A 14,134-nucleotide genomic window follows, 5' to 3' on the forward strand; every position below is an offset into this window, starting at 1 on the left:
GCTACCACGTGTTATACAATCATTATTTACAATATATAAGGGGTTTCTTGATACACATAATAATTCAGCCAATTAGAGAATAATAAATTCCCATGACTCCTCCACCTAACAAGTGGCTTCTCATCTGGATTATTATGTTTAAAATAATTTTTTGGCACATCAATATTTAACCCTCTTTGGCAGTCCCGTTCGTATTCTTGCTTTAACGTATCACAACTGTATTCACTATGTCCGAGTGCGAAAACTTGCCTTCCCTCTTGCCCAATAGCAAGATGAACACCTGCTTCTTCAGAATTGGCTAATAACGTTAATTCTTTCACCTTTTCAATATCACTCTCTCTTACTTCTGTATGACGAGAATGCGGAGCAAAAAACACTTCATCAAACCCTTGTAACAATTTCACATGTTGCTCGCAAACCTCATGTTCAAATACACCAAACATTTTTTCCGCAAGAGGATACTTCGGCACACCATAGTGATAATACAAACCTGCTTGTGCCCCCCAGCAAATATGAAGCGTAGATGTTACATTCGTTTTTGAATACTCCATAATACGTCCAAGCTCTTCCCAATAATCTACCTCTTCAAAAGAAAGAGTTTCAACTGGTGCTCCTGTAATAATGAGTCCATCAAATTTTTCATCCTCAATATCACGAAATGTTTTATAGAAGCTCGTTAAATGGTCCTGCGCTACATTGCGAGACAGATGCGATTCCATATGAAGTAAATGCACATCTAATTGCAACGGCGTATTTCCAATTAAACGAAGTAATTGCGCCTCTGTTTCTTGCTTTGTGGGCATTAAATTTAATATAGCAATTTTCAAAGCACGTATATCTTGTGTTACTGCTCGCTCCTTCGTCATTACAAAAATATTTTCCTTCTGCAATACTTTGCGAGCTGGTAAATCTTTATCAATTATGATCGGCATGTTGTTTGCCTCCGACTAGCGCCGCTTCTAAATCTGCAATAATATCAGAAACATCTTCTATACCGACCGATAAACGGATTAAATCAGATGTAACGCCAGCTAAACGCTGATTTTCTGCGCTTAATTGTCTGTGCGTCGTACTAGCAGGATGTATTACACAAGTTCTTGCATCAGCTACATGCGTTACAAGAGTTGCAAGCTTTACATTTGCGATAAATTCTTTTGCTGCTTCTAATCCGCCCTTAATACCAAATGTTAAAACTCCACTAGCACCTTTTTTCAAATACTTTTGTGCTAACGAGTAATTTTCATTACTATCTAATCCTGGATAATTCACCCATTCAATGCGATCATGATTAGCAAGCCACTTAGCAACTTCGAGAGCATTTTCACTATGACGCTCCATTCGTAAATGCAATGTTTCCAGGCCAATGTTGCTAATATATGCATTGAATGGGCTCATACAGTTTCCGTAGTCTCTTAATAACTGAACGCGTGCTTTCACAATATACGCTGCTGCTCCAAAATTTTGAACATAGCTTACGCCATGATAACTCGGGTCAGGTTCGACAAGCTCAGGGTATTTTCCATTTGTCCAATCGAAGTTCCCTCCATCTATTACAATCCCGCCTAGAGAACTTGCATGGCCATCAATATATTTCGTTGTAGAATGGACAATGATATTTGCCCCATGTTCAAACGCCTGGCATAAATAAGGCGTCGCTAATGTATTATCAACGATAAAAGGTACTTCTAATTCTTTTGCTGCTGCTGAAAGTTCTTTGAAATTCAAAACGTTCATTGCTGGATTTCCTAACGACTCTGCATAAACGAGTTTTGTCTTATCATTAGCAAGTGCCGCAATTTCATCTGCCGTTAAATTAGGATTAAAGAACGTAACATCTATGCCCAGCTTTCGCAAACTCACTCCAAATAAATTAAACGTTCCTCCGTAAACAGTTGAAGAACAAAGCAAATGGTCTCCACTACTGCAAATATTTAAAACCGCAAGCATAATGGCTGCCTGCCCAGAAGCTGTTGCAACAGCCCCTACACCGCCTTCTAAATCTGATAACTTCTGCTCAAATGCAGCTAGAGTAGGATTTCCAATACGCGTATATATATATCCTTCTGCCTCTAAATTAAATAGTGCCGCTAAATCATCTGACGTATCGTATTTATACGTTGTACTTTGATAAAGTGGCAAAACACGCGGTTCACCATTTTTTGGCGTATAGCCACCTTGCACACAAATCGTTCCTTTCCCCCATGACTCTCCCATCTCTCATTCTCCTTTCTTTTATCCCGCTATTTGCGGGTAGTAAGACTCCCACCTCCAAATTCGGCAAATGCGAGGAAGTTAGGCGGGAGATAACTGCCCGATTGATGAAGGCTAATAATTAGCGGGGGAGGGGCAAAACCCCCACTGATTAAAGTTTCACTTTATCCAAAATAAAAAACTGCCCCTTCCCTGAAAACAAGAAAGGAGCAGTTTGAAAACACGCTCTAAGGCTCTTTCTTATCTCTCAGGATTATTACCTGCAGGATTTGGCACAATTCCGTTATACGGCTGTTGCCAAGGTTTCATCGGGCCTGTCCCTCCACCTTTTCTTGATAAGACTATGCAATTACCGTTGATTTTATAGCAATAATTTCCTGATGTCAAATAGTTTTTCTGAATGTTCTAAATTAAATGCAAGGAATTTAATACAAACAATAAAAGAAATATATTCCATATTCATTTGAAAAAGACCTTTTAAAAACCCCAATCCATATATAGAATTAAATAGGTGGTTTAACCGCGTTGGTTTCAAATTTTCATGAGATCCCAATATATTGAATAAGCCACCCTCTCAAAAAGATACTATATATATTCAATTCATTTCACACTAGCATATTTAATCTTTTCTACATGAAAACTTACATAACGGAGGTAGAACATGAAAAATAAAAAAGACATGCACCATATACTCGTCCTATATGGCATTCTTTTAGGCTCTATAGTAGGAGTCACGGTCTGGTCATTTTTAGTCACAATAAATATCGGAATTCACTTTATTTGGGGATACTTACCTACTCTTTTCTCTTCTCCCCCTTATTACACCATTTGTGTAACAATCATCGGTGGTATCCTCGTTGGTTTAACACAAAAATACTTCGGTACATATCCACGTCTTATGCCGGAAGTGATGGCTGAATATAAAAAAACAGGTAGAATTGAATACCGTTTTGTACATAAAGCTACTTTAACTGCGATTATCGTTTTAATATTTGGAGCTAGTTTAGGACCAGAAGCTGCACTTGTTGGAATTATCGGTGGACTTTGTACATGGGTAGGAGATCGCTTTAAATTTGCTTTAAAGGGAATGAATGAACTAACAGAGGTTGGAATTGGTGCCACTTTAAGTGTTATTTTTAATGCACCATTATTCGGTTATTTAGCTCCCAATGAAAATGAGGATAAGCAAATTAATGAATTTTCGAAAGGAAAAAAAGCAATCGTATATTTAGCTACCACTTTTGCTGGTTTTTCCGTTTATTTATTGCTTAGTAAACTCGATAATCGTGGATCCTTTATTGTTGATTTTGGGGAAGGGTCTCTTGCTCTTAATGAATGGATCGCCTTTCTACCACTTGCTAGCATTGGTGCTATAGTTGGTTTCTTTTACTTCAAATTAGAATTCACATTAGAGAAATTAATCCACCCCTTCAGGGAATACAAGGTATCACTTGGAATTATAGGCGGTATTTTATTAGGGGTTACAGGAACTTTTCTCCCGTACACGTTATTTTCAGGGGAACATCAATTAAAAGATTTAGTCGTTGAATGGAGCCATTTATCCTTTTGGGTACTACTTCTTTCAGGAGTTTTAAAATTATGTATTACTGCCGTTTGTTTAAATACGGGTTGGCGCGGCGGACATATTTTCCCAATTATATTTGCTGGATCAAGTATCGGATATGCTATAACTTCTATTATCCCAATAGATCCAATAGCTTCTGTAGCCATCGTCACGACAGCTATTTCAAGCTATGCATTAAGAAAACCAATAGCTATAACATTACTATTACTCATGTTTTTCCCGCTCAATTTATTATTACCGATGCTCGGGGCAGCAGCGATTGGGAATGCATTTCCGCTTCCTAAACATAACGAAACTACAAATTAATATAAAAAAACAGCATTAACATGTAAATGTTAATGCTGTTTTTTCGAGTGACGATTATATTTTTAATTAAAATTTACTTGCTACTTTAGCCGCTTCTTCAAGACCTGCTGCAATGATCTCTTCTGCTTTATCTGGGAATTGGTTATGTCCTTCAATAACTACCGTTTCCATATTTGTTGCGCCGAAGAAGCCCATCATGCTCGCTACATATTTTACAGCCATTTCCATTTCAGCTGCTGGTCCTTCAGAATATACGCCGCCGCGTGCATTTAATAACGCAATCTTCTTATCTCCAATAAGCCCAACTGGACCTTCTGGTGTATATTTAAACGTTTTACCAGCACGGTTTAAATAATCAATATACGTGTGTAATACGGCTGGAATCGTTAAGTTCCATAATGGGAAACCGAAAACTACTTTATCAGCTTCTAGAAATTGATTTAAATACTTATCAGCAACTGCTACCACTTTTGCTTCTTCTTCTGTTAAATCAAATCCTCTACCTGCTTTGAATGTACCATTAATCATATCTACGCCTACATATGGTAATTCTTCTTTATATAAATCAAGTTCTACCACTGTATCATTTGGATGCGCTTCTTTATAGCTTGCTAAAAATGCCTCGTATAATTTCACACTAACTGCTTGTTCCGCTGGGCGGTTGTTTGCTTTTACAAATAAAACTGTTGCCATTGTTTTTCCTCCTACTACTCACTCTTATGTTGTTATATATCACTTACGAAAAAGGGTACTCCCTTATAATTATTGTTGCTTACAAATACATTTTATCTTTATATCAAGACAATTACGTCCTCACATAGACGTATTTTTCCATAAAAAAAGTCCACCTTCTAAAGGCGAACTAGGTCTTACGACTTTTGTCTTATACAATTCCATTTTTCACTGCATATAATGCTGCTTGTGTGCGATCGGATAAATGTAACTTACTCAAAATACTACTCATATGAGCTTTTACCGTTTTTTCTGTAATAACTAAAACAGAAGCAATTTCTTTATTACTCATCCCTTTCGCCAATAACTGCAATACTTCATTTTCTCTCGCTGTTAATACATCCACTTGAACGGAAGGTTCTTCTTCTTTCTCTTCCTGTGGTAATGTTTGAGAAAGAAGGGCATTTGCTATATCTGGATGTAATTGAATATTACCTTTATACGCGCTTCGAATAGCTTCAACAAGCTGATCTGGTTCGATATCTTTTAAAATATAACCGCTCGCCCCAGCTTTTAGTGCCGGCAATACATGAGCTTGATCAGAAAAACTAGTCAATACAATTACTTTCACGTTTGGATATTCTTTTTTAATACAAGCTGTTGCCTCAATTCCATCCATCTCAGGCATATATAAATCCATTAATACGACATCTGGACTCGTTTCGCCTACTTTCACTAGCGCCTCTTTCCCATTATTTGCTTCACCAACTAATTCAAAATCTTCCTGTGTGCTTAGAAAAAATGCTAATCCTTTTAAAACAACTGTATGATCATCAACTAACAATACTTTTATTTTCACAAACTTCCCTCATTTTCACATCATAATGGTACGTTTACTTTTATACTCGTTCGTTTCTTACTACTTACAATTTTAATTGTTCCACCAACTAATTCTACTCTTTCACGCATCGTAGTCATACCGAGTGATTTCTTCTCTTTTATATCCTTTTCTACAAACCCATTTCCTTGATCGACTATTTCTAATGATACATTTTTCTCCGTCACTTTGAAATAAATCGTCGCTTCTCTTACATTCGCATGCTTACTTACGTTATTTAAAGCTTCTTGTCCAATTCGCCATAGCGCTTCTTCTACTACACGCGGCAAATCACGTACACCTGTAACTTGTTCCCGAATTTTCAATCCTAAACTTTCACCATATTGCTTTAAAGCTGGTAATAACCCTTTCTCTAATCCAGCCGGACGGAGCTGCCAAATTAATGTCCTCATTTCTTTTAAGGCACCTTGTGCTAATTCACGCATCTCATACAAAGACTGATCTACCTTTTCATTTTGACCCTTTAAGACAGCTTCAGCGCCTTTCGTCATAAACGTTAATGAAAACAACTTTTGTGAAACAGAATCATGTAAATCTCTAGCTAAACGATTACGCTCTTCCATTCGTACAAGTTCGCGGCGTTTTTCATTTAATCTTAAGTTCTCTATCATTAATGAAATATGATTTGCTAACGCTTGTACTACATCTATCGTATTTATATCAAATTCTCCATTATTAGAACTTACACTTAATACTCCAAATATATGATCTTGAATATGTATCGGAATAGCGATAACTGTCCTATTGGGATGCTCTATATTACCAACCTGACGCTTCGACAAGACAGATTCTTCTTTTTCCAACGCTTCCTGTGCTACTGCCCTCAAATCATCTTGTAGTTCACCTTTCTTATAAGAAGCTCTCACAGCTAGTTCATTTTCTTCTCTAATAAAGAATACAACTTGCTCCCATAGAAATAAGCTCCCTATTTGCATTACAATCTCTTCTGGTAATGCATTAAATTTATGAATTGTCCTTAAAGCTTGAATAAAGCGTTCTAACTTTACATAATAATGAGCTCTTCTCTTTTCATTTTCATACAGTTTTGTACGCTTTAATGCCGTTCCAATTTGAAAGGCAACTGATTGTAATAGTACTAATTCTTCTTCCGAAAAATGCGTTTTACCTGGGCTAGCTACATTTAACACGCCAAATTCATCTTCTCCCGCTTTTAGCGGTACTGTCGCATGATGTACAATCCCTTCTGTATCTCCCCAGTTGTATTCAATCGCATTATTAATTCTCTTACATTCAATAATATTAACTGCTCGCTCTAGTTTTCCTTCCACAAAGCGGTGTAAGCACCAGCAATTCCCCTCACACATCGGTCGTTTATTTTCGAATTTCAATCCCTCTGGTAATTGGTAATCAATTAATTTTGTATATCTACCATTTTCATCCGCAAGGAAAATCCACCCTGTCGTTAAACCAGTTACATTCAACAGCTTTTCCAGCACAGCTTGAAGTACGTGATATGTATCATTTGAGGTATTCAACGTTTCTGCAATCTCTTTTAATATAACTAATTCATTTGTACGATTCTCTTGAAACATAATTCGTCTCCTACATACAAGATTTTAAATAGTACTTAACATAAATCATCTACTTTTCACTTTGTACTTATTCGTAACATTGATATAATGGTGAAAACATAGTTTTCATTATATCACTTGAGGGGGCTTTCATAATGACATTGAATAAGGCACTTACTATCGCTGGTTCTGACACAAGTGGCGGTGCTGGTATACAAGCAGATTTAAAAACATTCCAAGAACTTGGTGTATACGGAATGACATCTCTTACGACAATCGTAACGATGGATCCACATAACGGTTGGGCACATAACGTATTCCCAATCCCAGCTTCTACATTAAAACCACAATTAGAAACGACAATTGAAGGCGTTGGCGTAGATGCTTTAAAAACGGGTATGCTTGGATCAGTAGAAATTATCGAAATGGTTGCGGAAACAATTGAAAAGCACAATTTCGAAAATGTAGTAGTTGATCCTGTTATGGTATGTAAAGGAGCGGATGAAGCGTTACATCCTGAAACAAATGACTGCTTACGTGACGTTCTTGTTCCAAAGGCATTAGTCGTAACGCCAAACTTATTTGAAGCATATCAATTAAGTGGTGTGAAAATTAATTCTCTTGAGGACATGAAAGAAGCTGCAAAAAAAATCCATGCTTTAGGCGCTAAATACGTACTGATTAAAGGTGGTAGCAAACTAGGCACAGAAACTGCTATTGATGTGTTATATGACGGCGAAACATTCGATCTTCTAGAATCAGAAAAGATTGATACGACAAATACACACGGTGCAGGTTGTACATATTCTGCTGCAATTACAGCAGAACTTGCAAAAGGAAAAACGGTGAAAGAAGCAGTAAAAACTGCGAAAGAATTCATCACAGCTGCAATTCGTCATTCATTTAAGATTAACGAATATGTAGGACCAACACATCACGGTGCATACCGCAAATTCGTTGCACCGAAAGAACTTGTCTAACATAACGCTTTTTATTAATAAATTTAAAAATAGATTAAAACCCACAGAACCTTTATTGTTCTGTGGGCTTTAATTACTTTACAGAAATCTTTTAAAGTACTCCCCGAATTCCTATGATGCTGAACTAACCTTGTTTCTACCATTTCTTTTTGAATAATATAACGCATCATCCGCTGATTGAATAAATTGCTCAGGTGATTTTTTATATTCTGAAAGCCCAACAGAAACTGTAATTTTAATTTTTTCCCCATTTTGCAGTTGAAATGAATGCTTTTCAACTGCTAGTCGAATTTGTTCCCCTATACGAGTTCCAAATGCTACTCTCTTTTTTGGTAACAACAGAGCAAACTCTTCGCCACCCTTTCGAAAGACTAAATTTGGGAATGGTGCATTTTCTAACAAAATACGCCCTAGTTGTTTTAACACTTCATCTCCAGCAGGATGACCGTACGTATCATTTACATACTTAAAGTGATCAATATCGATAAGTAATAAACAAAGTGAATCATTTTTCATATGCTTGCTACCAATATGACGATTCATCTCGAAATCAAACTGTCTTACATTTCCTAGATTCGTTAATGCATCTATCGTTGCATAATGCTTCATCGTTTGAAATAATTCATTGGATTGCAATACATAACTTGCACTTACAAATGTGACGTATGCCGCTACAATACAACAAACTAAATATAATGCCACTACATATATATCCTTAAATAAAATATAAAGTGGTAGTATTAAAATAGATAAACTATATACATTAAACCATATCCATTTTGTAAATATAGAAATCTTCATCCGCCAAATGAGAGTAACACCAATCCCTATTGCCACGATAGTATAGCAAGCCAATTCAGAGGCTAAAGAATACTCAGTAAAAAATACCCGTGTTATTAAAGTGATCATAACTGTTATACTACTAGCTATCGGGCCACCGATTATAATCGCCAAAACAACAGCTAAATAACGTAAATCCAACATAATATCTTCAATATGTACACCAAAATGCATCAATAATATACTTAATATCCCAGTTAAAATACCGACCAAACATTTCTGCCAAAAAGAGAATCCTTCTTTTAATGGCTTATCTCTTAAAAGCTGAGCACCTACAAAGATAAAGGACAGAATGATTGTCATATTTACAAATAGATCTCTAAACATAAAATAATCTCCCTACTTTTTCTTTTCCTTCTATCCCTTTCTATATGTTATTGTATTACGAAATCCCTATAATTCCCAAACTTTTTATTTTATTGTTCCACGTGGAACAGCAAAATAAAAAAGGAGACGAAATTTCGTCTCCTCCATTAACAACATCGTGATATCTTTCCGCCTTTTGCATTAAATCTAGCTTCTTGTGCCTCAGCAAAAAATTGCTTTTGACATAGAATTTTCTCTTCTGGATGATTTATTTTCATGTGATTTACATACGTTTCATAACTTGGAACTCCGACAAGTAAACTAATAAATTGCTTTCTCTTTCCCCATACGTTCCGTAAATTTTTAAGCATAGTTCCTCGACTCACTTTCATCTTTTGGAATATATGGTGCCTCTTTTAACGGCATTGGCTTATTTCGTAATACTTGAATCCAAATTCGAAGTGCAGAAATTAATACAGCAATTACAACTATCATAAAAATTCCACAAAGTGCCGCATCAATATAGTCATTAAAAATAATTTGTTTCATTTGTGCAACATTTTTAGCTGGAGCTAATACCTTACCATCATCTAATGCTCCCTGAAATACTTTCGCATGTGATAGAAATCCTATTTTAGGATTTTCATGAAATAACTTTTGATAACCAGCTGTCATCGTTACAATAAGTAATCCTATAGTCGGAATAAGCGTTACCCAAACGTATGCCTTTTTCCCCATTTTGAATAAAATTGTCGTTCCAAGTAATAGTGCAATCCCCGCTAACATTTGATTTGCAATACCGAAAAGTGGCCATAGCGTATTAATTCCACCGAGAGGGTCAACCACCCCTTGATATAAGAAGTACCCCCAGCCTAATACGCATAACGTTGTAGCAACCACATTCGCTATTGTGGAATCTGTTTTCGCAAACGGCTTGTACACATGCCCTAAAATATCTTGAATCATAAATCGTCCTACACGTGTTCCAGCATCAATCGTTGTTAAAATAAATAGTGCTTCAAAAAGAATGGCAAAATGGTACCAAAATGCCATCATCGCCGTTCCACCTATTACTTGTGAAAATATATGTGCCATACCAATTGCTAATGTTGGTGCGCCACCTGTACGTGATAAAATGGTCTGTTCTCCGACGTTAACAGCAAGTTCTTTTAATTCATTCGGTGTAATAGCAAATCCCCACGAAGAAATAACTTGAGCCGCTTGTGATACATCTGTTCCGATCAGCGCTGCTGGACTATTAATTGCAAAATAAGTTCCTGGTGTTAATACACAAGCTGCAATCATAGCCATCGCTGCTACAAATGATTCCATTAACATTGCCCCATAACCAATTGGCTGTGCATGACCTTCTTGCTCAATCATTTTCGGCGTCGTACCTGATGAAACGAGAGCGTGGAATCCAGAGACAGCACCGCAAGCTATTGTAATAAATAAGAACGGAAATAAATTCCCGGAGAAGACAGGGCCTGTTCCATCAATAAACTTAGATACTGCCGGCATCTTCAAATCTGGAGCTACAATTAAAATACCAATTGCTAATCCAAGTATCGTTCCTATTTTTAAAAATGTACTTAAATAATCACGTGGTGCAAGGAGCATCCAAACTGGTAATGCCGATGCAATGAATCCATATACGATAAGCATAATAGCAATTGTTTCACCACTAAAAGTAAACATACTTGCAAGTGTTGGATTTTCTGCTACATACTGTCCACCAATAAGCGATAGGACTAGTAGAACAATACCGATTACTGATCCTTCCCCTACTCGCCCTGGTCTAATGTAACGCATGTAAACTCCCATTAAAATGGCAATTGGAATTGTTGCTGCGATTGTAAACATTCCCCATGGGCTTCCAACAAGTGCCTTCACAACTACTAAAGCTAATACTGCTAATAAAATTATCATAATACCTAAAATACCAATCATCGCAATTAATCCTGTAACAGGACCAATTTCATCTTTAATCATTTCTCCTAATGATTTACCATTACGTCTCATTGAAGCAAATAAAATCACAAAATCTTGTACAGCTCCGGCAATAACTACCCCAACAATAATCCAAATAGTCCCAGGTAAATATCCCATCTGCGCCGCCAAAATTGGTCCTACTAAAGGACCTGCCCCTGCAATCGCAGCGAAGTGATGTCCGAATAAAACCCATTTATTTGTTGGAACATAATCCTTCCCATCATTTAACGTATGAGCAGGCGTTTGCCTATTATTATCTAGGCCAAAAACTTTCCTTGCTATAAATCTACTATAAAAGCGATAAGCAATCGCATACACTGATACAGCCGCAACTAATAGCCATACAGCATTAATTGTCTCACCTTGTGATAAAGCTATTACACCAAAAGCAGATGCTCCTACTGCTGCAATAACTCCCCAAAGTAAAATTGATTTCAATGTTTTCACGTACAATCCCCCCATTACTACTTCTTAGAGGAGATTGTACTAAATTTTCTGAATATTTAATTTGAATCCTCCTTATCATGAAGGATTTCTAGGCTATTATGTTAAAATTCTCTCATTACTTGTCATAGCTCAATTTTATTTCGAAGCCGTTTTACATAATTACGGCTTACTGGAATCGGTTGCTCATCGTACCTGTCTAAATGCAAATTATACGTGCCATTATAATAAGGTTTAAGTTCTTGTACATATGACATATTAATTAAATAGCTTTTATGTACACGTAAAAAATCATATGCATTTAGTTTATTTTCTAATTCCTGGAGTGTGTATGTTGAAATATACTGATTATTCGTTGTATAAATTGAAACGGTTTTATTTTCCTTATTTTTACTAATATATACAATATCCTCCGGGAGAATATATCTAATCCCCTCATGGCCTTCTATCGGCAGTTTACGCAGATGACTCTTTGCTTTCTCACCTTGTTCTTTTCCCATTTTATATAAAATGAATTGTAAATCTTCTTCACGAAATGGTCGTAATAAATAATAAAACGCTTGGAAACGAAAAGCTGTAATTGCCTCTTCTATATCCTCACCAATAAAAATAAATTTCGTATAACAATTCACTTCTCGTAACAAACTCGAATATTCAAAACCAGTACCATCCATTAATTGCGAATTTAAAAAAACAAAATCAGGTGTATGTTTTTTCATTATTAGCAAAGATTCTGTTCCAGTTTTCGCTTCAAAACATTCTACATTTCGAATGTTTTCAGTAAAGTTCTCAACTAATTTTCTTCGCTCTTCTGTTTCTTCCATGATAAGTAAGATTTTCATTTATCCAGCCACCTAATTCCTTTGTCCATATGTCTTGTTGTATACATTCGCTTTAGTAAGAAACATTCCCTTTTTCTTACTATACCATTATTTATCTAAAAAAACAGAAAAAAGGAAACCACTTTGGTTCCCCTTTTCTTTTATCCCGATTGGTGCGGGCTAATAATCAGTGGTTGATGGACAAAACACCACTGATTAAGGTTTCTCTTTATACTAATTCCCTCTGTTTCGTTTCTTGACCAAGTATAACTACAGCAAGTGCCCCAATTAAAATTGATCCACAGAAAATCGTAAATATTAGCGATAGTGAAGCTTGTGAAGCAACTAAATACCCTACTAATAGTGGTCCAAGAATACCACCAATACGCCCAAATGCAGCTGCCATTCCTGCACCTGTACCGCGAATAGTTGTTGGATACTGTTCCGGTGTATAAGCGTATAATGCACCCCAAGCACCTAAATTAAAGAAGGATAGTAACATACCCGCCACTATTAATGCTGTTAATGAATCCGCAATTCCGAACACATAAGCACTACATGCTGTACCAATTAAATACGTAACCAATACAAATTTACGACCAAGACGTTCAATAAACCATGCAGCTGTGAAATATCCTGGAAGTTGAGCTAAAGTCATAATGAGCACGTACTGAAAACTTTTTATTAAACTAAAGCCTTTCAGTACCATTACACTAGGTAACCAAAGGAACATTCCATAATAGGAAAAGACCACACAAAACCATAGAATCCATAACATAATTGTTGCTTTACGATATTCTCCAGACCAAACCGATTTTATATTTTCAATAACAGATGGCCTTTTTGCAACCTTTTGGAATCTTGGAGAATCGGGTAAATTCCATCTTAAATATAAAGCATATAACGCTGGAACTGCACTTAATACCATAGCAACTTCCCAACCGTATTTAGGAATAACAAAATATGAGATAAGAGCTGCGATTAACCAACCACCAGCCCAAAAGCTTTCTAATAGTACAACTATTTTTCCACGTTCGTGCGCTTCAACACTTTCTGATACAAGAGTAGATGCAACTGGAAGTTCCCCGCCAAGTCCCATACCAATTAAAAAGCGTAAAACGAGGAACATCGCGAATGTCGTCGTTAAAGCAGTTAAACCACTACCGATAGAAAATAGTAATAATGTAATAATAAAGACCGATTTCCGTCCTATTTTATCTGATAGTATCCCAAAAAGGAGCGCTCCTACTGCCATACCAATTGAATTAACGCTACCTATCCAACCCATTTCTTGAGTACTTAATCCCCAATCTTTTTGGAGTGCTACGATTACAAATGAAAGCATTCCAACATCCATTGCATCAAATAGCCAGCCAAGCCCTGCTATACCAAGTAGCTTTCGCTTCGAAATTTCTTTTACCTTGCTCACAAGAAGTCCTCCTTACACAGGTGTCTTTACACATCATTTTACATGTGTGTATTGCATAAGTAAAATACTTTCTTATAAAAATTCTCCTTCATCATTCCCAAAAAGTAAAATGTTTATC

12 protein-coding genes and 1 riboswitch are annotated in these 14,134 nt (G+C 36.4%); of the genes, 2 read left to right on the top strand and 10 right to left on the bottom strand.

Translation table 11 applies throughout. The features are described 5' to 3' along the window. Positions 1-26: 26 nt before the first annotated feature. Positions 27-932 (bottom strand): homoserine O-acetyltransferase MetA, encoded by a 906-nt coding sequence (gene metA, locus MKX37_RS26475; RefSeq protein ID WP_078421775.1) that lies wholly within the window; start codon positions 930-932, stop codon positions 27-29. Continuing rightward, on the bottom strand, positions 916-2,214 hold the full coding sequence (locus tag MKX37_RS26480; protein WP_002068601.1) for a bifunctional O-acetylhomoserine aminocarboxypropyltransferase/cysteine synthase: 1,299 nt from the start codon (positions 2,212-2,214) through the stop codon (positions 916-918). Before MKX37_RS26480 ends, metA begins: the two co-directional genes overlap by 17 nt. A 234-nt stretch (positions 2,215-2,448) precedes the next feature. Then, positions 2,449-2,553: riboswitch (SAM riboswitch) on the bottom strand. Between the two features lie 319 nt (positions 2,554-2,872). On the opposite strand from MKX37_RS26480, the gene MKX37_RS26485 reads away from it, so the two are divergent. Beyond that, positions 2,873-4,102 (top strand): chloride channel protein, encoded by a 1,230-nt coding sequence (locus MKX37_RS26485; RefSeq protein ID WP_078421774.1) that lies wholly within the window; start codon positions 2,873-2,875, stop codon positions 4,100-4,102. A 66-nt stretch (positions 4,103-4,168) separates the two neighbouring features. On the opposite strand, the gene MKX37_RS26490 is transcribed toward MKX37_RS26485, so the two are convergent. The 3 genes from MKX37_RS26490 to MKX37_RS26500 form a co-directional block, all read right to left on the bottom strand. Further along, positions 4,169-4,795, bottom strand: a complete 627-nt coding sequence (locus MKX37_RS26490; protein ID WP_078421772.1) for an FMN-dependent NADH-azoreductase — start codon at positions 4,793-4,795, stop codon at positions 4,169-4,171. A 190-nt stretch (positions 4,796-4,985) separates the two neighbouring features. Next, on the bottom strand, positions 4,986-5,633 hold the full coding sequence (locus MKX37_RS26495) for a response regulator (RefSeq protein ID WP_002016393.1): 648 nt from the start codon (positions 5,631-5,633) through the stop codon (positions 4,986-4,988). A gap of 20 nt (positions 5,634-5,653) precedes the next feature. After that, entirely contained in the window at positions 5,654-7,225 is a 1,572-nt protein-coding gene (locus tag MKX37_RS26500) for a GAF domain-containing sensor histidine kinase (RefSeq protein WP_002130130.1), read from the bottom strand. A 134-nt stretch (positions 7,226-7,359) separates the two neighbouring features. Between MKX37_RS26500 and pdxK the strand changes: the two genes are divergently transcribed. Then, on the top strand, positions 7,360-8,184 hold the full coding sequence (gene pdxK / locus MKX37_RS26505) for a pyridoxine/pyridoxal/pyridoxamine kinase (protein WP_002016397.1): 825 nt from the start codon (positions 7,360-7,362) through the stop codon (positions 8,182-8,184). 111 nt (positions 8,185-8,295) lie between these two features. Here the strand turns inward: pdxK and MKX37_RS26510 are convergent, their stop codons facing one another. The 5 genes from MKX37_RS26510 to MKX37_RS26530 form a co-directional block, all read right to left on the bottom strand. Beyond that, positions 8,296-9,351 carry a GGDEF domain-containing protein gene (locus MKX37_RS26510; protein WP_002192230.1) on the bottom strand — a complete coding sequence of 352 codons (1,056 nt, stop codon included), beginning with the start codon at positions 9,349-9,351 and terminating at the stop codon, positions 8,296-8,298. 146 nt (positions 9,352-9,497) lie between these two features. Beyond that, the gene (locus MKX37_RS26515; protein WP_002130134.1) at positions 9,498-9,701 is read right to left on the bottom strand and encodes a YbdD/YjiX family protein; all 204 of its coding nucleotides are present in this window, start codon (positions 9,699-9,701) and stop codon (positions 9,498-9,500) included. Next, complete coding sequence (cstA, locus tag MKX37_RS26520; RefSeq protein ID WP_002089870.1) at positions 9,694-11,769, bottom strand: carbon starvation protein CstA; 2,076 nt, start codon at positions 11,767-11,769, stop codon at positions 9,694-9,696. Before cstA ends, MKX37_RS26515 begins: the two co-directional genes overlap by 8 nt. 122 nt (positions 11,770-11,891) lie before the next feature. Next, a complete protein-coding gene (locus MKX37_RS26525; RefSeq protein ID WP_002089871.1) occupies positions 11,892-12,608 on the bottom strand; it encodes a LytR/AlgR family response regulator transcription factor in 717 nt (238 codons plus the stop codon). Between the two features lie 208 nt (positions 12,609-12,816). Then, complete coding sequence (locus tag MKX37_RS26530) at positions 12,817-14,016, bottom strand: MFS transporter (protein WP_002016404.1); 1,200 nt, start codon at positions 14,014-14,016, stop codon at positions 12,817-12,819. Between the last annotated feature and the right edge of the window lie 118 nt (positions 14,017-14,134).

This window comes from Bacillus sp. FSL R5-0709 (assembly GCF_038004785.1).
Classification (GTDB): domain Bacteria; phylum Bacillota; class Bacilli; order Bacillales; family Bacillaceae_G; genus Bacillus_A; species Bacillus_A mycoides.